Here is a 23,415-nt window from a genome sequence, read left to right on the forward strand (position 1 = left end):
GGTCGGGCTGGTGGCTGCCTCGGTCCGAACGAGGCAGCCACCGGCCCGAGGTGATCACCTCCCTGTGGACGACGCCCACGCAGGGCAGGCTGGTCGCGGCAGGCTGCCCCGGTGCCGCTTCCTCCGCACCGCCCTGCGGTGCTCTACGGGCGGGTCTTCCGTGGCACCTGGGCGATCGAGGTCGGCCTGCTGACCAGGGCGCAGTTGCGGAGCTCGGCATGGCGCCGGCTGCGCCAGGACGTGTACGCCGACGCGACGCTGCCCGACACCCACCGGCTGCACGCCCGTGGCGCGGCGCTGCGGATGCCCCGGGGCGCCGTCCTGGGTGGGCGGAGCGCCGCGGACCTCCTCGGGGTGCGCGACGTGGCGGGCGCGGGCGACCCGGTCGAGGTGGTGGTCGCGCGGGGCACCCGCTGGGACCCGGAGCCGGGGATCGTCGTCCGGGCGGCGCACCTCGACGGTGCCGTGCTGACCCGCGGGGCCTTCCTCCGCTGGACGACCGGCCTGCGGACGGCGGTCGACCTGGCCCGGTTCGCGCCGCCGGAGGAGGCGGTCGTCCTGCTCGACCAGCTCGTGCACGCGCGGGTCGTGGGCCTCGACGAGGTCCGCGCGGCGGTGAGCGCGCTGCCCACCTGCCGCGGGTCGGCACGGGCCCGCCGGGCAGCAGCGGCGGCGGACGGGCGGGCGGAGTCGCCCCAGGAGACCAGGGTGCGGCTGCTGCTCGCTGCGCACGGGCTGCCCGCGCCGGTGGCGCAGTTCGAGGTGCGCGCCGATGGGCGCTTCCTGGCCCGCGTCGACTTCGGCTGGCCCGAGCGCCGGGTGGCGCTGGAGTACGACGGGGTCTGGCACGACGGACCCGGTCAGTTCGTGCGGGACCGGCAGCGGCTCAGTGCACTCGCGGCCGCCGGTTGGCGCGTGCTGGTCGTGACCGCGGCCGATCTCCACTCCCCGGAGCTTATGATCGCCCGGCTGCGCGCGGCCCTGCAGTGATCAGCTCGGGCTGGTGGCTGTCTCGACCACGGCGAGACAGCCATCAGCCCGAGCTCGGCGCGGCGGGCGGACGGTCAGGCGCCGAACAGCTGGGTCCACCACGGGCCGCCGGAACCGGTGGCGACGCCGACCCCCAACGTGCGCAGCTGGCAGTTCAGGATGTTCTGCCGGTGCCCGGGGCTGGACATCCAGGCGGCCATCACCGCGGCCGCGTCCGGCTGGCCGGACGCGATGTTCTCTGCTCTCGCGTAGCCGATACCAGCCGCGCGGGCGCGGGCGGAGGGGTCGAGGCCCTCGGGCGTGACGTGGTCGAAGTAGCCGCGGTCCCGCATGTCGGCGCTGTGTGCCCGGGCCACCGCGGCCAGGCCGGCGTCGGCGCTGACCGGGGCGCAGCCGGCGGAGGTCCGTTCGGCGTTCACCAGCGCGAGCACCTGGCCCTCCGGTCCGGGCGCCGCCGCCGGTGCAGCGGGCGCCGGAGGAGCCGGTGCGGCGCGGGCCGCGGGAGGCGGTGCGGCGGGGGCCGGGGGCGGCAGTGCGGCGCGGGCCGGGGGAGGCGGCACCGCCGCGGCGGCCGCAGGTGGCGGAACGGGGGCCCCGCGCGCCGGCTCGGGCTGGACCGACGGCGCGGGCGTGCTGGTCTGCCCGGCCGCTGCCGGCGAGGGCGCAGGGGACTCGGTCGGCGCCGCGGCGGTGGTCGTCGCCGGCACCTCGGCCGGGGTGTCCGGGGAGGGGACCGGCGCGCGGCCGGTGGTCGCGGCACCGCCGGCCGCGGCAGCCGGGGGTGCGGTGCCCCGGTCGACGTCCGACGAGCCCGCCGTGTCGCCGAGCCCGGGCAGGGAGCCGCCGTTCAACGCGAGGGTGAGCGCCACCGCGGCGACGACGGTCAGCAGCAGGACCGCCCGTAGCAGCCGGGACGGCGGGGAGGCGCGGCGCGGCACGCGGTCGCCCTCACCGAGCACAGGTCGTCACCCAAGCGAGGGTAGACGCATGCGGACGGTCACCGGGCCCCTCGGGCGAGGAGGGCCCCGGGCAGGGGGCAGGGGTGGTCGTCTCGGATCGGCGGGCCGGCGCAGCCACTACCGTGGTCGGTCGCGGGACAGTCCCGTCGAGACCATCTCTGGAGGAACGCGCCGCCCGTGAGCGACGTCTGGCTCAACATCGTCATGGTCTTCGCCTTCGTGCTGGTCGGCGGCGCGTTCTCCGGCGCCGAGATCGCGCTGGTGTCCCTCCGCGAGTCCCAGGTCCGTGCCCTGGCCGAGACCGGCCGGCGCGGGCAGGCGCTGAACAAGCTGCTCGCCGACCCCAACCAGTTCCTCGCCTCCGTCCAGGTCGGCGTGACGCTGGCCGGCTTCTTCTCCGCCGCGTTCGGCGCCAGCACCCTGTCCGGGCCGCTCGGCGACGTCCTGATCGGTTGGGGGGTGCAGCCCAGGGTGGCCGACCCGCTGTCCTTCGTCGCCGTCACCATCGCGATCAGCTACCTGTCGCTGGTCGTCGGCGAACTGACCCCCAAGCGGCTGGCCCTGCAGCGGGCCGAGGGCTTCTCGCTGGTGGTCGCCGCCCCGCTCAACGCCATCGCCAAGCTGTTCCGGCCGATCATCTGGCTGCTGTCGAAGTCGACGAACGTGCTGGTCCGCCTGCTGGGCGGCGACCCGCAGGCGAGCGGGGAGTCGATCAGCCAGGAGGAGCTGCGGGACCTGGTCGCCGCGCACGAGTCGCTGTCCAGCGACGAGCGCCGGCTGATCGACGAGGTCTTCCGGGCCGGCGACCGCGAGGTGCGCGAGGTGATGACCCCGCGCACCGAGGTGCACTTCCTGGAGTCCGGCATGACCGCCAGTCGCGCGGCCAAGCAGGTCGCGGACTCCAACTGGTCGCGCTACCCGGTCGTGGGCCGCAACGAGGACGACGTCGTCGGCTTCGTGCACGTGCGCGACCTCTTCCTGCCCACGCACCCGGCCGGGCGGGCGGCGACCGTGGGCGACCTCGCCCGCGAGGTGAAGCAGCTGCCGGGCACCGCCGGCGTGCTGACCGCCCTGTCGGGGATGCGCAAGGAGAACCGGCACTTCGCGATCGTGGTCGACGAGTACGGCGGCACCGACGGGATCGTCACCCTGGAAGACCTCATCGAGGAGGTCATCGGCGACATCTACGACGAGTACGACGAGGACGTCACGCCCGACTCCGAGGAGCCGGCCGAGGGGCCGCACGAGGTCGACGGGCTGCTCAACCTCGACGACTTCGCCGGCGCGACGGGGCTGCACCTCCCCGAGGGCCCGTACGAGACGGTCGCCGGGTACGTCCTCGCCGAGCTGGGGCGTCTCCCGGTGCTGGGGGACACCGTGACGGTCGAGGAGCGCACCCTGACGGTGCTCGAGCTCGACGGCCGCCGGATCGCCCGGATCAGCGTCAGCGCCGCACCGCAGCAGGACGACGCCGACACCGCGGCGAGCGCTAGCGGAGGTCCTTCGTGAACGCCCAGGCGTCGGCGACGATCTCGCGCAGGTCGGTGTGCTGCGGTGCCCAGCCGAGCTCGTCCTGGATCCGGGCCGAGCTGGCCACCAGCCGGGCCGGGTCCCCGGGCCGCCGCTCGCCCACGACGACCGGCAGCGGGTGCCCGGTGACGCTGCGGACGGCGTCGACCATCTCCTGCACCGAGAAGCCGGTGCCGCTGCCCAGGTTGTAGATGCGGTGCTCACCGGGGGCCGGGGCGGGCAGCGCCAGCAGGTGGGCCGCGGCGAGGTCCTTGACGTGCACGTAGTCGCGGATGCAGGTGCCGTCGGGGGTCGGGTAGTCCGAGCCGTACACGGTGAGCGCCTCGCGGGTGCCCGCAGCCACCTGCAGCGCGATCGGGATCAGGTGGGTCTCGGTGGCGTGCCGCTCGCCGACGCCGTACGCCGCTCCGCCGACGTTGAAGTAGCGGAGGCTGACCGCGGCGAACGAGTGGGCCACCGCGTAGGAGGTCAGCATCGCGTCCACGGCGAGCTTGCTGGCCCCGTAGGTGTTGGTCGGCCGGGTCGGGGCGTCCTCGGGGATCGGCACCTGGTCGGGCTCGCCGTAGGTGGCGGCGGTCGAGGAGAAGACGATCCGCCGGCAGTCGACCGCGCGCATCGCCTCGAGCAGCGCCAGCGAGCCGCCGACGTTGGAGTGCCAGTAGACCTCCGGCGCGACCTGGCTCTGCGCGACCAGGCTCTTGGCCGCGAAGTGCAGCACCGCCTCGGGCCGGACGTCGGCCAGCACGGGCGCGGAGTCGTGCAGCGAGGCGCGGACGAACCGGGCGCCGGCGGGTACGGCGTCCTCGTGGCCGGTCGACAGGTCGTCGAGCACGGTGACCTCGTGGCCGCCCTCGAGCAGGGCCGCCGTGACTACGCTGCCGATGTAGCCGGCCCCACCGGTGACGAGTACGCGCATGCCGCCAACCCTAGTGAGTGGCCCGGACGACCTCCGGTCCGACCGAGGAGGAGGAGCCCGTGGTCAGCGCCCGCCCTGCCGTGGCCGCCATGCCGGTCTACCGACCCGGCCGCAACCCCGCCGACCTGGCCCGTGAGATCGGTGTCGACCGCGCCGTGAAGCTGGCCAGCAACGAGGTGGCCTTCCCGCCGCTGCCGGCGGTCGTCCAGGCGATCGCCGCGACCGCGGGGGAGACGAACCGGTACCCGGACAACGGTGCCGTCGTCCTCACCCGGGCCCTGGCCGAGCGCTACGGCGTCGAGCCGGCGCAGGTGGCCACCGGCTGCGGTGCGGTCACCGTCTGCCAGCAGCTCGCCCAGGCCTACAACGACCCGGGCACGAGCATCGCCTTCGCCTGGCGCTCCTTCGAGATGTACCCGCTGCTCGCCCAGGTGGCCGGCGCCCGTGCCCAGCAGGTGCCGCTCGTCCCGGGCACGCCCGGCGGGGCCGCGGACACCCACGACCTGGACGGGCTGGCCGCGGCGATCGACGACACGACCCGGCTGGTCTTCGTCTGCAACCCGAACAACCCGACCGGGACGGCGGTGCGGCGTGCGGAGCTGGAGCGCTTCCTGGACGCCGTCCCGGCGCAGACGCTGGTCGTGCTGGACGAGGCCTACCGCGAGTTCGTCACCGACCCGGAGGTCCCCGACGGGGTCGAGCTGATGCGCGGGCGGCCCAACGTCGCGGTGCTGCGCACGTTCTCCAAGGCGTGGGGGCTGGCCGGGTTGCGGGTCGGCTACCTGCTCGCCGAGGACCCGGCGGTGGCCGACGCGGTCCGGCGCACGCACGTGCCGTTCAGCGTCTCCTCGCTCGCCCAGGCCGCGGCGGTCGCGGCACTGGCCAGTGAGGCCGAGGTGCGCGAGCGCTGCGCCGCCGTCGTCGCCGAGCGCGCCCGGCTGACCGGCGCCCTGCGGGAACGCGGCCTGCCGGTGGCCGACAGCCAGGCCAACTTCGTGTGGCTGCCGCTGGGGGAGCGGGCCGCCGAGGTCGCCGCTGCGCTGGAGGCCCGCGCGGTGATCACCCGGCCGTTCGCCGGTGAGGGGATCCGGGTGACCGTCGGCACCCCGGAGGAGGACGACGTCTTCCTCGGCGCGCTGGACGACGTCCTGACCAGCGCGCCGGCGGGTGCTGCCGGAGCCTGAGCGAGCGCTCCCGGGGCGCGTGGTTCGATGGAGGGCGTGCCTGCTCCCCGCGTGCTGTCCGGCATCCAGCCGACGGCGGACTCCTTCCACCTCGGCAACTTCCTGGGTGCACTGCGGCAGTGGGTCGCCCTCCAGGACGACCACGACGCCTTCTACTGCGTCGTCGACCTGCACGCGATCACGGCGGAGCAGCCCGACCCGGCGGTCCTGCGCCAGCGCACGCTGGTGTCGGCAGCGCAGTTGCTGGCGTTGGGCGTCGACCCGTCGCGCAGCACGCTGTTCGTGCAGAGCCACGTCCCCGAGCACGCCCAGCTGGCCTGGGTGCTGCAGTGCCTCACCGGGTTCGGCGAGGCCGGCCGGATGACCCAGTTCAAGGACAAGAGCAGCCGCGAGGGCGCCGGGACGACGTCGGTCGGGCTGTTCACCTATCCGGTGCTGCAGGCCGCCGACATCCTGCTGTACCAGGCCGCCCGGGTGCCGGTGGGCGAGGACCAGCGACAGCACCTCGAGCTCACCCGGGACCTGGCGACCCGGTTCAACGGCCGGTACGGCGACACCTTCGTCCTCCCGGAGGCCTACGTGCCGCCGGGTGCGGCGAAGGTGCTGGACCTGCAGTCGCCGGACAAGAAGATGAGCAAGAGCCTCCCGCCGGCCGGGTGCGTGAACCTGTTGGACGACCCGAAGGTGACCGCGAAGCGGATCCGCTCCGCGGTCACCGACACCGGCCGCGAGGTGGTGGCAGACCCGGTGGCCAAGCCCGGGGTGACCAACCTGCTGGCCATCCACTCGGCGCTGTCCGGGAAGAGCACCGCCGAGCTGGAGGAGCACTTCGCCGGCCGTGGCTACGGCGACCTGAAGAAGGAGCTCGCCGAGGTCGTCACCGACGCGCTGACCCCGATCCAGCAGCGCACCGCCGAGCTCCTGGCCGACCCCGCCGAGCTGGAGCGCGTGCTCGCCGCCGGGGCCGCCCGGGCCCGCGAGGTCGCGGCTCCCACGCTGGCCACGGTCTACGAGCGGGTCGGCTTCCTGCCCGCCGTCGGGGCACCGACGTGAGGGACCGGCCGCTCCGCGCCGACGACACCTTCGTGCACCGGCTCGACGCCGGCTCGGAGTCGTCGCCGGACACCGCCGTCCTCGGCGTCGTGGTGTCGGTCCCGGAGCCCTGGGCGCAGCTGCTGGTCGAGTGGCGGGGCAAGTGCGGCGACCCGCAGGCCACCCTCGTGCCCCCGCACGTGACGCTGCTGCCGCCCACCGAGGTGCCGATCGGCACCCGCCCGGCGATCACCGAGCACCTGTCCCGGGTGGCCGCCCGGCACCCCCCGTTCGACATGCACCTGTCGGGCACGGGCACCTTCCGCCCGATCTCGGAGGTGGTGTTCGTGGCGGTCGCGCTGGGCATCGCCGACTGCGAGCTGATCGCGACCGACGTCCGGACCGGGCCGCTGGCCCGGCCGTTGAGCTTCCCGTACCACCCGCACGTCACCGTGGCCCACGACGTGCCCGCCGACATGCTGGACATGGCCTACGCCGGCCTGGCCGACGTGCACGCGGAGTTCCGGGTCGACACCTTCACCGAGTTCGAGCAGCTGCCCGGTGGGGCGTGGGCCGTGTCCCGCGAGTACCCGCTGTCCGGTCCGCCGCGCTGACCAGCGGCCGCGGCGGGCCCTGCCCGCTGCCGCGCGGGGTCGCTGGGCGACACCCAGACTGGCTCCGGTGACCAACCCCGTCAGCCGGGCGGCCGGTGCGGCCAAGCGGTCGGTGCGGCGCCAGCGGGCCCGGCGCTCCTGGCTGGACCACCTGGTCCGCGCCGGCCGGCGCTACATCCGGGTGCACGCCACCCTGATGGCCTCCGGGGTGACGTACTACGTCTTCCTCGCCCTGGCGCCGGTGACCCTGCTGCTCGTGGCGGTCGCCGGGCTGGTGCTGCGTGGCAACCCGCTGCTGCAGGACCAGCTCCTCCAGGCCCTGCGGGACGCGATTCCCGGGGAGACGGGGGACAGCCTGGCGGACACCGTCACCACGGCCGTCGACAGCGCCACCACCTTCGGTGTGGTCGGCCTGTTCGGTGTGGTGTTCATCGGGCTGGCCGCCATGGACAAGCTGCGCATCGGCATGGACATCGTCTGGCGGGGTCGGGCAGACCCGCCGCAGTTCCTGGCCGACCGGGCCAGGGACCTGCTGTCGCTGTTCTGGTTCGGCGTCGCGGGCGCGCTCAGCATCGCGCTCACCACCGGCGCGACGAGCATCGCGGGCCGGGTGTTCGGGCTGACCGAGGTCGATGAGGCGCCCGGCTTCTTCCTGCTCGCCCGGACCCTGCCGATCGTGCTGGCCGTGGCCGGGGACGTCCTGCTGTTCCTGTGGCTGCTCAGGGGGGTGCCGGGCACCCCGTTCGGCTACCGGCAACTGATGCCCGGCGCGTTCTTCGGCGCCGTGGGCTTCGAGGCGCTGAAGCTGGTCGGCGGCCTCTACCTGACGGTCATCGGGGGCAACGTGACCGCCTCGACGTTCGGCGGTCTGGTCGGCTTGATCGTCTGGATCAACGTGGTCTGCCGGTTCGCGTTCTTCACCGCCTGCTGGACGGCGACGATCCCCGCGATCGAGCACGCCGACACGCTCGTCCCGCACGGACCAGCGGGGCCGACGCCGCTGCCGGACATCGCACGGGTCGACGAGCGGGCGGCGAGCCCGTCCCCGGGCCGGCTCGCCGTCGCCCTGCTGGGGGCCGGCGCGGTCGTCGGCGCGGCTGCGGGCCGGTTGCTGCCCCGGCTCATCGCCCGTCGTGCAGATCGGGGGCGGGCTCGGGCGGTGCGATCCGGCGCACCGCCCGACGCCGGCCGATGACGGTGGCCGCCACGATGACCAGCGCGCCGGCCGCCAGCCCGGCGGGCACGAGGGGTGCGGTGCCCGTCGCGGAGCCGGGGGCTGCCACGGAGCCCGTGCCGGCTCGGGTGTCCGGGGTGGCGGCCGCGGTCCCGCCAGAGGTCGCCATCGCCGCCGTCTTCTCCGCCGCCATCTGCTCGGCGGCCTCCGCGGCCTCCATCGCGGCGGCGACTTCACCCGGCTCGACCAGCCGGCCGACGGGCTCGGCGTCGGCCGGGACGGCGAAGCCCCAGTCCAGCAGCCGCCGGGCCTGCTCCAGCTCGTGCACCGGGCGTCGTTCGGCCTGCATGACGCTGACCACCAGGCGCCGGCCGTCGCGCTCGGCGGCCACCACGAAGGTGTGCCGGGCCGCGTCGGTGAACCCCGTCTTCCCGGCGAGGGTGCCCGGGTAGCTGCTGAGCAGGGTGTTCTGGTTCTGGATCTGGTAGCCCTCGTAGGTCCCGACGGTCGGCATCTGTGCGGTGCGGGTCTGCAGCAGGTCCAGGCTGTACGGGTCGGTGACGAGCTGGCGCAGGATCAGCGCGAGGTCGTAGGGCGAGGACGACTGCCCGGCCACGTCCAGCCCGGAGGGCGTGCCCGCCACGGTGTCGTGGGCGCCGAGGTGGGCCGCCGTCTCGTTCATCGCGGCGAGGGTCGTCCCCACTCCGCCGGCGGCCCGGGCGAGGGCGTTGGCCACGTCGTTGCCCGACTGCATGACCAGGGCGCGGAAGAGCAGGTCGACGGGGTACTGGCCGCCGCGCACCAGACCCACCCGGCTGCCCTCGATCGCCTCGTCCTCGACGGTGCTCTCGACGACCAGCGCGGGGTCCAGGACGGGCACCAGGGTGAGCAACGTCAGCGCCTTGAGGGTGCTGGCCGGGTAGTAGCGGCCGTGTGGGTCCCGCGCGCCCAGCACCGCACCGGTCCCGGCGTCGGCGACCAGCCAGCCGCGGGCGTCGATGCCCTCGGGGAGCGGCGGTGCACCGGCCACGGTCACCAGGCCGCGGGTGTCCAGCCGTTCGCCGCCGACGGTGCTGCCGTCGGGGGCGCTGCCCTGCGGCGGCCCGTCCGGGTGCGGGGTGGTCGGGGTCGGCGCCGAGGGGTCGACGGTCGGCCGGGACCACTCGGCGATGGCCGGGCCGGCGGGGGCCAGCAGGAGCCCGATCACCCACAGCCCGGCCACGAGCAGCACGGCGGTCAGCCGGCGCAGCGGCAGGGGTCGGCGCATGCCCGACGCTAACCCGCGGTGGCCTGCCCGATCGAACAGCGGCGGTCGACGGTGTGCCGGAGGTCTCCCGGAGGGCTCGTCGTGTGTGCCGGGTGTTGCCCCTTGGCAACGATCGGGTCTCTATCCGTTCGCCTGGGGGTCTCCGGCGCCCGAGCCGCGGTTAGCGTGCGCACGTCGCCGTCGGAACCGCCTCGTACCCGTGAGCCGGTACGTGTGAGCCGGACGGCGCAGCAGGCCTGGAACACACCGCACCGGGGCTCCGTCCGACCACTGGTCGGAGGAGCCCTCTCAGAGAGGAGACCGTCTTGCGCCGAGTGCGTGGGATGAAGGCCGCAGCTCTGCTGCTGGCCGGCAGCATGGCCCTGGCGGCCTGCGCGAGTGACGAGACCGACACCGGTTCCGGCGATGGCGGCGGCGGCGGCGGCAGCGCCTCCGGCGAGGAGTTGATGGTCGGGCTCGCCTACGACACCGGCGGTCGCGGCGACAAGTCGTTCAACGACTCGGCCTACGCCGGGGTCGAGGCCGCCATCGAGGAGATGGGCGGCGAGGTGCAGGAGCTGTCGCCCAACGACGACGGTTCCGACCGGGCCGAGCTGCTCACCCAGCTGGCCGAGCAGGGCTACGACCCGGTCATCGGGGTGGGCTTCGCCTACGGCGAGATCATCGGCGACATCGCCGCCGAGTACCCCGAGACGACGTTCGCCGTCGTCGACTCGTCGGTGGAGCAGATGGGCGCGGAGAACCTGACCGGCCTGCTCTTCGCCGAGGAGGAGGGGTCCTTCCTCGCGGGCGCGGCTGCAGCGCTGAAGTCCGAGACCGACCACATCGGCTTCGTCGGCGGCGTCGAGAACCCGCTGATCCAGAAGTTCGAGGCCGGCTACGTGGCCGGTGCCAAGGCGGTGAACCCGGACATCGTCGTCGACACCCAGTACATCTCGCCGGCCGGTGACTTCTCCGGCTTCGGCGACCCGGCCCGCGGCCAGATCGTCGCCCAGGGCATGTTCGACGCCGGTGCCGACATCGTCTACCACGCGGCCGGCGGCTCCGGTCAGGGCGTCTTCGAGGCGGCTGCCGCCTCCGGTGGCCGGGCGATCGGCGTCGACTCCGACCAGTACGAGACGGTCGGTGACCCGGCCCTGCAGGCGGTGATCATGACGTCGATGCTGAAGCGGGTCGACAACGCGGTGGAGTCGTTCATCTCCGACTACTCCGAGGACGCCGTCGAGGGCGGTCAGGACATCATCAACGACCTGTCCACCGACGGCGTGGGCCTGTCCACCTCCGGCGGGCAGATCGACGACATCCAGACCCAGATCGACGAGTTCCGCCAGCAGATCATCGACGGCGAGATCGAGGTCCCGGCGATCCCGTGACGCGCTCGTCCTGAGCAGCACGGACGCGGCGGGCCAGGGGGCGGTACACGCCCCTGGGCCCGCCGTTTTCCGTGTGTACCGTCTCCGCGTCGGACCGGACGTCGTCCGACGCGCTCACGACCGGAAGACCTCCGGTCACCAGCCCCGGTCCTGCGCCCACCTGGAGACCCCGTTGAACGAGTCGGCACCACTGGCGGTCGAGCTGCGCGGCATCACCAAGCGCTTCCCCGGCGTCGTGGCCAACAAGGACATCGAACTGCGCGTCCGGCGCGGTGAGGTGCACGCCATCGTGGGCGAGAACGGCGCGGGCAAGTCGACGCTGATGAAGACGCTGTACGGCATGCACCGCCCCGACGAGGGGCAGATCCTGCTCGGCGGGGAGCCGGTGACCTTCCGGAGCCCGGCGGACGCGATCGCCGCGGGCATCGGGATGGTCCACCAGCACTTCATGCTGGCCGACAACTTCACGGTGCTGGAGAACGTCGTGCTCGGCAGCGAGCCGACCAAGGGCGGCCGGCTGGACCGCAGTTCGGCCCGCCGCCGGATCAAGGAGATCTCCGACAGCTACGCGCTGGGCCTGGACCCCGACACCCTGGTCGAGGACCTCGGCGTAGGCGACCGGCAGCGCGTGGAGATCGCGAAGGTGCTCTACCGGGGCGCCACCACCCTGATCCTCGACGAGCCGACCGCCGTCCTGGTCCCGCAGGAGGTCGACGAGCTGTTCGGCAACCTCGCCGAGCTCAAGCGCGAGGGCCTCACCGTCATCTTCATCTCGCACAAGCTGGACGAGGTGCGCAAGGTCGCCGACTCGATCACCGTCATCCGCCGGGGCACGACCGTCGGCACCGCCGCCCCGCGGACGACGTCGGCCAAGGAGCTGGCGGAGATGATGGTCGGTGCCGAGCTGCCCGTCGCGGCGAAGCGCGAGTCCACGGTGCGGGAGGTCCCCGTCCTCCGGATGCGCGGGGTCACCGTCACCGCCGCGGCCGGTGGCCGGGCGGTCGTCGACGACGTCTCCCTCACCGTCCGTGAGGGAGAGGTCGTCGGCATCGCCGGGGTCGAGGGCAACGGCCAGGCGGAGCTCGTCGACGCGATCATGGGCCTGCGGCCGCTGGCCGCCGGTGAGCTCCGGCTCGGCGACGAGGACGTCGCGCACTGGAGCACCCGCCGGCGCCGCGAGGGCGGCATCGGCTTCGTCCCCGAGGACCGGCACCGGCAGGGGATGCTGCTGGACGCGCCGCTGTGGGAGAACCGGATCCTCGGGCACCAGACCCGGCCCCCGGCGGTCAAGGGCGCGTTCATCGACCGGCGGGCCGCCCGCGCGGACACCGCCCGGATCATGCAGGAGTACGACGTCCGGGCACCCGGGCCGGACACCGCGGCGATCGCGCTGTCCGGGGGCAACCAGCAGAAGCTGATCGTCGGGCGGGAGATGAGCGCGCACCCGCGGCTGCTGGTCGCCGCCCACCCGACCCGCGGTGTCGACGTCGGCGCCCAGTCGGGCATCTGGGAACTGCTGAAGGACGCGCGCGCGGAGGGGATGGGGATCCTGCTGGTCTCGGCCGACCTGGACGAGCTGATCAGCTTGTCCGACACGCTGCACGTGATGCTCCGCGGGGCGCTGGTCGCGACGCTGGACCCCAGGCAGGTCACCCCGGAGGAGCTCGGTGGGCACATGACCGGCGCTGCGCGCGGCGACGACTCGGTCGGTGCCGCGTGACCGCCCTCCGCCGGTTGGGCCTGTCGCTGATGGCCCCCGCCATCGCGCTGGTCGTGGCGCTCGTCCTGTCCGCGGCCGTCATCGCACTGATCGGCCAGAACCCGGCCACCGCGGTCCGGGTGATGTTCGACTTCGGCGACTCGCCCGCCCAGCAGACCCAGGCGATCGTGGTCGTGCTCAACCGGGCCGTGCCGCTCTTCCTGGCCGGGCTGGCGGTCTCGGTGGCCTTCCGGATGGGGCTGTTCAACATCGGCGTCGAGGGCCAGTACCGGATCGCGACGGTGCTGGCCGCCGGCGCCGGTGCGGCGGTGGTCCTGCCCGGCCCGCTGCACCTGCTGTTCATCATCGCCGTCGCGATGGCGGTCGGGGCCTTCTGGGCCGGCATCGTCGCCGTGCTGAAGGTGACCCGGGGCGTGAGCGAGGTGATCAGCTCGATCATGCTCAACTTCATCGCCCTGGGGTTGGCGTCGTACCTGCTCACCGGGCCGCTGCGGGGTTCCGCTGAGGGCGCCTCGATCATCACCACCAGCCCGATCCCCGAGTCCGGCTGGTTCCCCGGGCTGAACGGCGTGCTCACCGGGCTGGGCCTGGCCGAGCCGCGCTCGGAGCTCTACGGCTTCCTGGTCGTGGCCGTGGTGGTCGGCATCGCCGTGGCGGTGCTGATCAAGCGCACCCGGTTCGGCTTCGACCTGCGGGCCACCGGGATGTCGGCGTCCGCGGCCACCGCCAGCGGCGTGGACGCCCGCGCGATGGTGCTCAAGACGATGCTCATCTCCGGCGCCATCGCCGGCCTGATCGGCATGCCCGACCTGCTCGGTGACGCGCGCAGCTACAACACCGAGTTCACCGCCGGCCTGGGCTTCCTGGGCATCGCCGTGGCGCTGCTGGGCCGCAACTCCCCGCTGGGGATCGCGTTCGGTGCGCTGCTGTTCGCCTTCCTGGACCGGGCCGCGATCCCGCTGCAGTTCGCCGACATCCCGGCCTCGGTGGTCACGATCATCCAGGGCACGATCGTGCTCGCCGTCGTCATCGCCAACGAGGTCGCCCGCCGCGTGACCAGGCGGCAGGCCGAGGGCGGCAGCGCCGTCGCGCCGCCCACCTCCGGTGACGGCAGCACCGGTGGCGGGCAGGGGCCCGGTGACGGGCCGCCACCGGACGTCGGCCCCACGACCGGCACCGGGACCGGCGTCGGGGTCCGCAACGCGGCCGGTGACGCCGGCCGCACCGACAGCCGTCAGGGAGCAGGAGCATGAGCACCGCGACCGCCGTACCCGGTGCCGGCACCGGCCGGGGCCCGTTGGCCGAGCTGTTCCTCGGCGGTGGCCGGGCCAGGAGGGTGGCCTGGCTGCTGGTCGGGCTGCTGGTCTTGTTCTCCGCCGTCCGGGTGATCTCCGGGCAGCAGGCGCTGACGTCGTCGTCGACCTTCGGCGCCGCGCTGCTGCTCGCCGTGCCGCTCCTGCTGGTCGCCCTCGGCGGCTTGTTCGCCGAGCGCGCGGGCGTGGTGAACATCGGGCTCGAGGGAATGATGATCCTGGGCACCTGGGGAGCCGGCTGGGCCGGCTATCAGTGGGGCTGGGTCGGTGCCCTGGCCGGTGGCGCGCTCTTCGGGGCGCTCGGCGGCCTGCTGCACGCCGTCGCCACCGTCACCTTCGGCGTCGACCACGTCGTCTCCGGCGTGGCCATCAACATCCTGGCCGCCGGCGTCGTCCGCTTCCTCTCCGAGCTCCTCTACACCGACAACGCCGCGGGCGGTGGTGTCACCCAGTCACCGACGCTGTCCAGCCGCCCACCGAGCTTCTCGCTGCCGGTGCTCTCCTCCGGCCCCGACCTGCTCGGTGACCTGGAGTCCCAGGGCTGGTTCCTGATCAGCGACCTGGCCGGCCTGCTCCGCGGGGTGAGCAACGGTGTCGGCGTGCTGACCGTGCTTGCCGTCCTGATGGTCCCGGCGGCCTACCTGGTGCTCTGGCGGACGGCGTTCGGCCTGCGGCTGCGCTCCTGCGGGGAGAACCCGGCGGCCGCGGACTCCCTCGGTGTCCCGGTCTACCGGCTCAAGTACATCGCGGTGGTCATCTCCGGCATGCTCGCCGGCCTGGGCGGTGTCTTCCTGGTCTTCATCGCCAACATCTACCGGGAGGGGCAGACCAACGGGCGCGGGTTCATCGGTCTGGCCGCGCTGATCTTCGGCAACTGGCGGCCGGGTGGCCTGGCTGCCGGCGCCGGCCTGTTCGGCTTCGCCGATGCGCTCCAGCTGCGCAGCCAGACCGCGGTGGTGGCACTGCTGCTGCTGGTGGCGTTCCTGCTCGCTGCGGTGGCCGTCTGGCAGGTCGTCCGCGGCAAGCACACCCAGGCGATCATCGCGGCCGCCTTCGCGGCCGCGGCGCTGGCGGCGTTCTGGACCATCGACGAGCTGCCCGACGGCATCGTCTCCTTCACCCCGCACCTGACCACGCTGCTGGTCCTGTCGCTGGCCTCGCAACGGCTGCGGCCGCCGAAGGCCGACGGGCTGGTCTACCGACGAGGAGAGCACTAGTGCCCGAGATCGACTGGGACGTCCTGCGGAGCGCCGCCCGGGAGGCGATGGGCCACGCCTACGCCCCCTACTCGCGGTTCCCGGTGGGGGTGGCCGGCCTGGTCGACGACGGGCGCGTGGTCACCGGGTGCAACGTGGAGAACGCCTCCTACGGGCTCGGGCTGTGCGCCGAGTGCGGCATGGTCAGCGACCTGGCCCGCTCCGGCGGTGGCCGGCTGGTCGCGGTGGCCTGCGTGGGCGGGGACGGGCAGCCACTGATGCCGTGCGGCCGGTGCCGGCAACTGCTCTGGGAGCACGGGGGAGCCGAGATGATGATCGAGACGGTGTCGCTGGGGATCGTGCCGATGCGCGAGGTCCTGCCCGACGCGTTCGGCCCCGACGACCTGGTGAAGGCGGCGTCCCGATGACGCAGCCGTTCGACGCCATCGACGTCATCCGGGCCAAGCGCGACGGCCGGTCGCTGACCCCGGAGCAGATCCGCTGGGTGGTCGGCGCCTACACCGACCGGGTCGTGCCCGACGAGCAGATGAGCGCACTGCTCATGGCAGTCTTCTTCCGCGGCATGTCCGCCGACGAGCTCGCGGCCTGGACCCAGGCGATGATCGACTCCGGCGTCCGCAAGGACCTCTCCTCGCTGGGCCGGCCGACCGCGGACAAGCACTCCACCGGCGGCGTGGGCGACAAGATCACCCTGCCGCTGGCCCCGTTGGTCGCCGCCTGCGGTGTCGCGGTGCCGCAGCTGTCCGGCCGCGGGCTCGGGCACACCGGCGGCACCCTGGACAAGCTCGAGTCGATCCCCGGGTGGCGGGCCGACGTCCACGAGGAGGCCTACCTGGCCCAGCTCCGGGACGTCGGCGCGGTCATCTGCGCCGCGGGTTCGGACCTGGCCCCGGCGGACAAGGTGCTCTACGCCCTCCGGGACGTGACCGGCACCGTCGAGTCGATCCCGCTGATCGCCAGCTCGATCATGAGCAAGAAGATCGCCGAGGGTGCCGACGCGCTGGTGCTGGACGTGAAGACCGGGTCAGGTGCGTTCATGCGCGACCCGGCCGACGCCCGCACCCTGGCCCGCACGATGGTCGGGCTGGGCGAGGCGGCCGGGGTGCGCACGGTGGCCCTGGTGACCGCGATGGACCGGCCGCTGGGTCGGGCCGCCGGCAACGCGGTCGAGGTCGCCGAGTCGGTGGAGGTGCTGGCCGGGGGTGGGCCGGCCGACGTGGTCGAGCTGACCCTCGCCCTGGCGCGGGAGATGCTCGCCGGCGTGGGCCGGGACGACGTCGACCCCGCCGACGCCCTGGCCGACGGCCGGGCGATGGACGTGTGGCGCCGGATGATCACCGCCCAGGGCGGTGACCCGGACGCCGCGCTGCCGCAGCCGGCCGAGCGGCACGTGGTGACCGCGCCGGCCACCGGCACGCTGACCCGGCTGGACGCCTACGCGCTCGGGGTGGCGGCGTGGCGGCTGGGTGCCGGCCGGGCCCGCAAGGAGGACCCGGTGTCGGCCGCGGCCGGCGTCGTCTGGCACGCCGGGGTGGGGGAGCAGGTGACCGCCGGCCAGCCGCTGCTGGAGCTGCAGACCGACGACGCCGCCCGCATCCCGCGCGCGCTGGAGGCGCTGGAAGGCGCGGTCGGCGTCGACACCGACGACGAGCCGCTGCCCCTGCTGCTCGACCGGATCTAGGAGGACCCCTCGCCCCCCACCACTCGCAGGCTCGCGGCGGGGCTCTGCGAGGGGGACAGAGCCGGTGAGTCGTCCCGCCGGCTCCATGATCGTCGGAAGAGGGGCGGCGCGGGGTGCACAGCCGGGGAGAGGACACTGACCGTTCGTGACCCGAACGCCCGCCGCACCCGCGCCCGGAGCGGTCCAGCCGTCCACCTCACTCGATCCGGATGCCGCGATCAGCATCCGCGGGCTGGTGAAGCGCTACGGCGACCGCAACGCCGTCGACGGCGTGGACCTGGACATCCGGCGCGGGGAGATCTTCGCCCTGCTCGGCCCCAACGGTGCGGGCAAGACGACCACCGTCGAGGTGCTGGAGGGCTACCGCGCCCGTGACGGCGGCGACGTCCGCGTGCTCGGCGTCGACCCGGCGGCCGGTGGGCGACGCTGGAAGGCCGAGCTCGGCATCGTGCTGCAGTCCGGCGCGGGGGACAGCCAGCTGAGCTGCCTGGAGCTGCTGCGCGCGCAGGCCGCCTACTACCCCGACCCGCGGGACCCGGCCGAGGTGCTGGAGCTGGTCGGGTTGACCGAGAAGGCCGGTGCCCGCGGGCGGACGCTCTCCGGCGGTCAGCGCCGCCGGCTGGACGTCGCGCTGGGAATCGTCGGCCGGCCGCGGCTGCTGTTCCTCGACGAGCCCACCACCGGCTTCGACCCGGAGGCCCGCCGGCAGTTCTGGTCGCTGATCCGCTCGCTGCGCGACCTGGGCACCACGATGCTGCTGACCACGCACTACCTGGACGAGGCCGAGGAACTGGCCGACCGGGTCGGCGTCATCACCCGGGGCCGGTTGGTCGAGGTGGCCGTTCCCTCCGCGCTGGGCGGGCGGGGGACGGCGCCGGCCGTCGTCAGCTGGACCGAGGACGGCGTCCGGCGCACCGCGGAGACCGCCAGCCCGACGGCCCTCGTCGCGGAGCTGGCCACCCGCTTCCCCGGCGAGGTGCCCGACCTGGCCGTCGCCCGGCCGACGCTCGAGGACGTCTACCTGCGGATGATCGGCGAACCGTCATGACCACGACCGAGGAACGCTCGCTGCCGTCGATCGGCAGCGTCTGCCGCACCCGGGCGGGGGTCGAGCTCAAGGAGTTCTTCCGGCAGCGGGAGTCCGTCGTCTTCACCCTGATGTTCCCGGTGATCCTGCTGCTGGTGTTCGGGGCGGTGCTGGACTACGAGCTCGGCTCCGGGGTCAGCTTCACCCAGTACTTCATGGCCGGCGTGATCGCCGCCGGGATCCTCGGCGCCAGCCTGCAGAACATGGCCATCGGCATCGCCACCGAGCGCAGCGACGGCACCCTCAAGGGCCTGGCCGGCACCCCGATGCCCAAGAGCGCCTACTTCGTCGGGAAGGTCGTCCAGGTCCTGGTCGTCACCGTGGCGATCGTGGCGATCCTGCTGGTCATCGGGGTGGTGTTCTACGACGTCGACCTGCCGTCCGGGGCCGACTGGCTGACCTTCGCCTGGGTCGCCGCGCTGGGCTCGGCGGCCTGCACGCTGCTGGGCATCGCCGTCTCCAGCCTGGCCCGCAACGGGCGCTCCGCCTCGGCGACGGTCACTCCGGTGGCGCTGGTCCTGCAGTTCATCTCCGGGGTGTTCTTCCAGTTCAGCGAGGTGCCCACCTGGCTGCAGACGGTGGCTGCGGTCTTCCCGCTGAAGTGGATGGCGCAGGGGCTGCGGTCGGTGTTCCTCCCCGACGCGCTGGCCGCGCAGGAGCCGGCCGGCAGCTGGGAGCTGGGCCGGGTCGCCCTGGTGCTGGCCATCTGGTGCGTCGTCGGCCTGGTGCTCTGCGTGCGCACCTTCCGCTGGCAGGACCGCGTCGACCGGTGACGCAGCGCAGGGTCCCGGGAACGCCTGGGTAACGTGCGGGGATGCCCGCCGCGCCCCTGGACGTCGAGACCCTCACCCGCGCGCCGAAGGTGCTGCTGCACGACCACCTGGACGGCGGGCTGCGGCCGCAGACGGTGCTCGAACTGGCCGACGAGGTGGGCTACCGCGAGCTGCCCGCCGCCGAGCCGGAGGCGCTGGGCCGGTGGTTCCGCGAGGCCGCCGACTCTGGGTCGCTGGAGCGCTATCTGCTGACCTTCGCGCACACCGTCGCGGTGATGCAGCGTCCCGAGGCGGTGCAGCGGGTGGCCCGCGAGTGCGCGCTGGACCTGGCCGCCGACGGGGTCGTCTACGCCGAGGTGCGGATGGCGCCGGAGCTGCTGACCGCGGGCGGCATGTCGCTGGACGCCGCGGTCGAGGCGATGCTCGACGGCTACGCCCAGGGCAGCCGGGAGGCCGCGGCCGCCGGGCACCCGATCGTCGTCGGCACGCTGTTGTGCGCGATGCGCCAGACCGACCGCTGGGTGGAGGTCGCCGAGCAGGTCGTGCGGCACCGGGAGGCCGGGGTGGTCGGCTTCGACCTGGCCGGGCCGGAGGACGGATTCCCGCCGGACCGCATCCCCGCGGCGATCGAGCTGCTGGACCGCGCCGGTGCCCACCGCACGGTGCACGCCGGGGAGGCGGCCGGCATCGAGTCCATCCGGGCGGCGCTGGACGGCGCCGGTGCCGAGCGGCTCGGCCACGGGGTGCGGATCGCCGACGAGGTGCCGGTCGACGGGCCCCTGGGCGAGCTGGCCGAGCGGGTGCGCGACGAGCAGGTGCCGCTGGAGGTCGCGCCGTCGTCCAACGTGCAGACCGGCGCCTACCCGACGCTGGCCGACCACCCCGTCGACCGGCTGCACCGGGCCGGCTTCACCGTGACCCTCAACACCGACAACCGGCTGATGAGCGGGGTGTCGGCGACCAGCGAGCTGGCCGCCGTCGTGGACACCTTCGGGTGGGGCTGGGACGACGTGCAGGCGGTCGCCGAGCGGGCGCTGCGCGGCGGTTTCGCCGACGACGCGGTGCGTGCCCGGGTGTTCACCGACGTGCTCAGCCCGGGCTTCGAGGCGCTGCGCTCCTGACTCGCGCGAGCAGGGTCACCCACGCTCGGGAATCTTCTGGGCGCGGTCGCTGCTAACCTGGACGTGCCGGTGAACGCCGGTCATCCTCCCGGGCGGTCCTGCCCGGGCACAGCGCATCCGTGCAGATCACGCGTCATAGCAGACGCCCCCGATCACCAGCGTGGACGCCGGACATCCGGCGACCACCTTCACCACGGGACGCGCGCCGATCTGTATCGGAGTCCCCGCTTGTCCTCGTTCGACTCTGTCGACGTTCAGAACACCCCCGCTCTGCAGGACGCCCCGGCTGACGCCGCCGTCCTCGACGCGCCCGTCACCGAGGCCCCCGTGGCCGAGGCGGCGCCCGAGCCCACCGGCCCGACCTTCGCCCAGCTGGGCCTGCCCCAGCCGCTGGTCACCGCGCTCGAGCGCAAGGGCATCCGTCACCCCTTCGCCATCCAGACCTCCGCCCTGCCGGACGCCCTCGCCGGGCGCGACGTGCTCGGCAAGGCCGCCACCGGCTCGGGCAAGACGCTGGCCTTCGGCCTCCCGCTGCTGGCCCGGCTCGGTGCCGACGCCCAGCAGGGCCGCCGCGCGCCGCGTGGCCTGATCCTGGTGCCGACCCGTGAGCTGGCCCAGCAGGTGCACGACAACCTGGCCCCGCTGGGGCAGTCCAACGGCGTCCAGCTGGCCGCCGTCTACGGCGGTGCCTCGATGTACCGCCAGATCCAGCAGCTGCGTCGCGGCGTCGACGTGCTCATCGCCACCCCCGGGCGGCTGCAGGACCTGATCAACCAGGGCGAGGCGACCCTCTCCGAGGTCGTCGTCTCGGTCATCGACGAGGCCGACTTCATGTCCGACCTCGGCTTCCTGCCGGTGGTCAAGGAGCTGCTCGACCAGACCCGGAACGACGGCCAGCGGCTGCTGTTCTCGGCCACGCTGGACGGCGAGGTCGACACCCTGGTGCGTCGCTACCTCAAGGACCCGGCCCGCCACGAGGTCGCCAAGGCAGCGGACACCGGTCCGCAGGCCGAGCACCTGGCCTACAGCGTGTCCTTCCCGGACAAGCTGAAGATCACCGAGGCGATGGCCGCCCGTCCGGGCCGGATCATCATCTTCGTGCGCACCCAGCACGGTGCCGACCGGCTGGCCGGCAACCTGCAGCAGGTCGGCATCGCGGCCGAGCCCATCCACGGTGGGCTCCCGCAGGCGGCCCGCCGCCGCGCGCTGGAGGCGTTCACCGACGCCCGCAGCCCGGTGCTGGTGGCCACCGACGTCGCCGCGCGTGGCATCCACGTCGACGACGTGTCGCTGGTCCTGCACTACGACCCGCCGGCAGACCACAAGACCTACCTGCACCGTTCCGGCCGCACCGCGCGCGCCGGTGCCGCAGGCGTCGTGGTCTCGCTGCTCCTGCCGGACCAGGTGGGCCAGGCCAAGCGCCGGTTCCGCCAGGCCAAGCTCGACCCGCAGGTGTCGCGGATCCGCCCGGGCGACGCCCCGATCGCGGACCTCGTCGCCGGTGGCACGTTCGTCGAGCCCATCGTCCGTCCGGTGCGCGAGTCGCGCCGTCCGGCCGGCGGTTCCGGCGGGCGTCGTCCCACCGGTGAGCGCCCCGGTGGCTACCGTGGCGGCCCGCGCCGTCCCTCCGGCGACCGCGATCGCACGTACGGAGACCGCCCCTCGGGCGAGCGCTCCTACGGCGATCGGGATCGCGGTGTGGCTGCCCGTCCCTCCGGCGACCGCGACCGCTCGTACGGAGACCGCCCCTCGGGCGAGCGCTCCTACGGCGATCGGGATCGTTCCGGTGGCGGCGAGCGTCGCACCGGTGGCTACCGCGGCTCGAGCGAGGGGCACCGCGCCGGTGGCCGGCCCTCGCGCCCGGCCCGCTCCTTCTGAGCAGGGGCCCCGTCCGTAGCGACGGGGCCTGAACGGCAACGGCCGGCTCCCGCATCGCGGGGGCCGGCCGTTGCCGTGTCCGGGTCTCCCTAGCGCTCGACGTCGCTGCGGAAGACCAGGGCGGTGCCGATGTCGGCGAGGACGTCGGCCCACGCCCCGGCCAGCACCGCAGCGTCCTCGCCCGACAGCGGGGCGGTCGGCTCGGTCTCGCTGCGGGCCACGGCCTGGCCGAGCGCGGCGCCCGGGCTGAACTGCTGCTGCACCCGCGGGAGCCCGGCGTACTCGGCCAGGTCCAATGCGCCCTCGGCCGGCTGGGCCAGTGCCTGGTGGGTCACCAGTCCGCCGGCGCCCCCGGCCACCTCGGCCAGCACCTCGGCCAGCGCGGACAGGTCGTAGCGGTCCTCGTCGGCCGGCAGCGGCATCGTGTCGGTGTCGGCCACCTCGGGCCAGGAGGCGATCTCGGTGAGGTCGTGCGCCTCGTCGCCGGCGCAGAACCGCGCCAGCTCGACCGGGGTCGGGAAGACGAACACCTGACCGTCCCGGCCGAGGAAGCGCGCCCGGTCGTCGACGTAGCAGCGCAGGGTGACCCCGGCACCCTCCGGGACGACCAGCTCCACCGGGAGGATGCCGACCGCCTCCCAGAACTCCTGGGCGGCGGCGACGGCCGCGGGGGTCGCGGTCAGCCCGCTGCCGCTGCGGACGGTCCGGACGCCGGCGGTGGACGCCTCCGCCGGGCTGGCCGCGGTGGAACCGGCGGCGGGGCGGTCCGTCGGGGCGACGTCGACCTCCTCGTCGTCCTCCTCGTCGTCCGGGTCGGCGGCGCGGGCCTCGGCCTCCTCGGCGGCGGAGGGGTAGTCGTCCGTCGACACGGTGCCGGCGCCGGTCCAGTCCAGGTGCTCGTCGAGCTCCTCGAGGACGTCCTCCCACAGCTCGTCGACGGCGGTGCCCAGCCGTGCCCAGCTCTCCTCGCCGCTGCGGCCGAGGAACGCCCCGACGCCCAGGCCGAGCGCCGCGATCTCGGGGCGGGAGACCAGCTCGGCGACGGCCTCGAAGCTGGTCTCGTCGTCGTCGAGGTCCTCGTCGTCCTCGTCGCCGGTGGTGTCGCAGCACTCGGCGAGCCGGCCGACGATGTCCACGTCGGCGGCGAGCTCCTCGACGGCCCAGCGGTCGGGGTTCTCCGCGACGATGTCGTAGACGCCGTCCAGGTCGTAGCGGTGGTCCTCGTCAGGGGTGAGGTCGGCGGCGCCCAGCGTCGACACCACGGGCCAGACCGGGTGGTCGACCAGGTCGTGGTCGGTGCTCACCCGACAGAACGCGGCCAGTGCGGCCGGCGAGGGGAACAGGTGGACGACCGCGGTGGGGCCGGGGGCCTCGGGGTCGTCGTCGTTGATGTCGGCCGGCACGTCGACGGTGCTGCCGAGGAACGCCTGCCACTCCTCGCCGTCCTCTTCCCACGGCGGCGCCCAGAGCGTGTAGCCCGTGCGGTCGTCGAGGGTCAGGGCGATGGGGACGATGCTGGGCCTGGGCACCCGCCCATCCTGCCCGGTGAGTCCGGGTCCGCGCAGGCCGGTGTCGCTGCCTGCTGC

The 23,415-nt window shown here is 74.1% G+C and carries 20 protein-coding genes; 16 read left to right on the forward strand and 4 right to left on the reverse strand.

Going from position 1 to position 23,415, the window contains the following annotated elements; all coding sequences use genetic code 11:
- Positions 1-111: 111 nt before the first annotated feature.
- The gene (locus tag O2W53_RS10685) at positions 112-990 is read left to right on the forward strand and encodes an endonuclease domain-containing protein (RefSeq protein WP_269162996.1); all 879 of its coding nucleotides are present in this window, start codon (positions 112-114) and stop codon (positions 988-990) included.
- 74 nt (positions 991-1,064) lie between these two features.
- On the opposite strand, the gene O2W53_RS10690 is transcribed toward O2W53_RS10685, so the two are convergent.
- Positions 1,065-1,928: a CAP domain-containing protein gene (locus O2W53_RS10690; RefSeq protein WP_269162997.1), complete on the reverse strand. Its 864-nt coding sequence runs from the start codon at positions 1,926-1,928 to the stop codon at positions 1,065-1,067.
- A 198-nt stretch (positions 1,929-2,126) separates the two neighbouring features.
- Here O2W53_RS10690 and O2W53_RS10695 point away from each other — a divergent pair, with 198 nt between their 5' ends.
- Positions 2,127-3,458, forward strand: coding sequence for a hemolysin family protein (locus O2W53_RS10695; RefSeq protein WP_269162998.1), 1,332 nt, complete (start codon positions 2,127-2,129; stop codon positions 3,456-3,458).
- On the opposite strand, the gene galE is transcribed toward O2W53_RS10695, so the two are convergent.
- Positions 3,439-4,395, reverse strand: coding sequence for a UDP-glucose 4-epimerase GalE (gene galE / locus O2W53_RS10700; protein WP_269162999.1), 957 nt, complete (start codon positions 4,393-4,395; stop codon positions 3,439-3,441). The genes O2W53_RS10695 and galE overlap by 20 nt on opposite strands.
- 59 nt (positions 4,396-4,454) lie before the next feature.
- On the opposite strand from galE, the gene hisC reads away from it, so the two are divergent.
- The 4 genes from hisC to O2W53_RS10720 all read left to right on the forward strand — a co-directional run bounded on the left by hisC (position 4,455) and on the right by O2W53_RS10720 (position 8,420).
- Entirely contained in the window at positions 4,455-5,579 is a 1,125-nt protein-coding gene (hisC, locus tag O2W53_RS10705) for a histidinol-phosphate transaminase (RefSeq protein ID WP_269163000.1), read from the forward strand.
- Between the two features lie 27 nt (positions 5,580-5,606).
- A complete protein-coding gene (gene trpS / locus O2W53_RS10710) occupies positions 5,607-6,632 on the forward strand; it encodes a tryptophan--tRNA ligase (protein WP_442928851.1) in 1,026 nt (341 codons plus the stop codon).
- Positions 6,629-7,225 carry a 2'-5' RNA ligase family protein gene (locus tag O2W53_RS10715; protein ID WP_269163002.1) on the forward strand — a complete coding sequence of 199 codons (597 nt, stop codon included), beginning with the start codon at positions 6,629-6,631 and terminating at the stop codon, positions 7,223-7,225. The genes trpS and O2W53_RS10715 overlap by 4 nt, the downstream gene beginning before the upstream one ends.
- Positions 7,226-7,292: 67 nt before the next feature.
- Positions 7,293-8,420: a YihY/virulence factor BrkB family protein gene (locus O2W53_RS10720; RefSeq protein ID WP_269163003.1), complete on the forward strand. Its 1,128-nt coding sequence runs from the start codon at positions 7,293-7,295 to the stop codon at positions 8,418-8,420.
- On the opposite strand, the gene O2W53_RS10725 is transcribed toward O2W53_RS10720, so the two are convergent.
- The gene (locus O2W53_RS10725) at positions 8,347-9,666 is read right to left on the reverse strand and encodes a D-alanyl-D-alanine carboxypeptidase family protein (RefSeq protein WP_269163004.1); all 1,320 of its coding nucleotides are present in this window, start codon (positions 9,664-9,666) and stop codon (positions 8,347-8,349) included. The two genes, O2W53_RS10720 and O2W53_RS10725, sit on opposite strands and share 74 nt — an antisense overlap.
- A 314-nt stretch (positions 9,667-9,980) precedes the next feature.
- Between O2W53_RS10725 and O2W53_RS10730 the strand changes: the two genes are divergently transcribed.
- The 10 genes from O2W53_RS10730 (at position 9,981) to O2W53_RS10775 (ending at position 21,829) form a co-directional block, all read left to right on the forward strand.
- Positions 9,981-11,039, forward strand: a complete 1,059-nt coding sequence (locus O2W53_RS10730; protein ID WP_269163063.1) for a BMP family lipoprotein — start codon at positions 9,981-9,983, stop codon at positions 11,037-11,039.
- 172 nt (positions 11,040-11,211) lie between these two features.
- A complete protein-coding gene (locus O2W53_RS10735; RefSeq protein ID WP_269163005.1) occupies positions 11,212-12,759 on the forward strand; it encodes an ABC transporter ATP-binding protein in 1,548 nt (515 codons plus the stop codon).
- Positions 12,756-14,012 (forward strand): ABC transporter permease, encoded by a 1,257-nt coding sequence (locus O2W53_RS10740; protein ID WP_269163006.1) that lies wholly within the window; start codon positions 12,756-12,758, stop codon positions 14,010-14,012. The genes O2W53_RS10735 and O2W53_RS10740 overlap by 4 nt, the downstream gene beginning before the upstream one ends.
- Positions 14,009-15,289, forward strand: coding sequence for an ABC transporter permease (locus O2W53_RS10745; RefSeq protein ID WP_269163007.1), 1,281 nt, complete (start codon positions 14,009-14,011; stop codon positions 15,287-15,289). The genes O2W53_RS10740 and O2W53_RS10745 overlap by 4 nt, the downstream gene beginning before the upstream one ends.
- Positions 15,289-15,696 (forward strand): cytidine deaminase, encoded by a 408-nt coding sequence (locus O2W53_RS10750; protein WP_269163008.1) that lies wholly within the window; start codon positions 15,289-15,291, stop codon positions 15,694-15,696. Before O2W53_RS10745 ends, O2W53_RS10750 begins: the two co-directional genes overlap by 1 nt.
- The gene (locus O2W53_RS10755) at positions 15,693-16,970 is read left to right on the forward strand and encodes a thymidine phosphorylase (protein WP_269163009.1); all 1,278 of its coding nucleotides are present in this window, start codon (positions 15,693-15,695) and stop codon (positions 16,968-16,970) included. The genes O2W53_RS10750 and O2W53_RS10755 overlap by 4 nt, the downstream gene beginning before the upstream one ends.
- 145 nt (positions 16,971-17,115) lie before the next feature.
- A complete protein-coding gene (locus O2W53_RS10760) occupies positions 17,116-18,018 on the forward strand; it encodes an ABC transporter ATP-binding protein (protein WP_269163010.1) in 903 nt (300 codons plus the stop codon).
- The gene (locus O2W53_RS10765; RefSeq protein WP_269163011.1) at positions 18,015-18,830 is read left to right on the forward strand and encodes an ABC transporter permease; all 816 of its coding nucleotides are present in this window, start codon (positions 18,015-18,017) and stop codon (positions 18,828-18,830) included. The genes O2W53_RS10760 and O2W53_RS10765 overlap by 4 nt, the downstream gene beginning before the upstream one ends.
- Before the next feature lie 41 nt (positions 18,831-18,871).
- Positions 18,872-19,951, forward strand: coding sequence for an adenosine deaminase (locus O2W53_RS10770; protein WP_269163012.1), 1,080 nt, complete (start codon positions 18,872-18,874; stop codon positions 19,949-19,951).
- A gap of 228 nt (positions 19,952-20,179) precedes the next feature.
- The gene (locus tag O2W53_RS10775) at positions 20,180-21,829 is read left to right on the forward strand and encodes a DEAD/DEAH box helicase (protein WP_269163013.1); all 1,650 of its coding nucleotides are present in this window, start codon (positions 20,180-20,182) and stop codon (positions 21,827-21,829) included.
- An 89-nt stretch (positions 21,830-21,918) separates the two neighbouring features.
- Here the strand turns inward: O2W53_RS10775 and O2W53_RS10780 are convergent, their stop codons facing one another.
- On the reverse strand, positions 21,919-23,358 hold the full coding sequence (locus O2W53_RS10780; protein WP_269163014.1) for a hypothetical protein: 1,440 nt from the start codon (positions 23,356-23,358) through the stop codon (positions 21,919-21,921).
- Positions 23,359-23,415: the final 57 nt, after the last annotated feature.

Source organism: Modestobacter sp. VKM Ac-2978, assembly GCF_026968025.1.
Classification (GTDB): domain Bacteria; phylum Actinomycetota; class Actinomycetes; order Mycobacteriales; family Geodermatophilaceae; genus Modestobacter.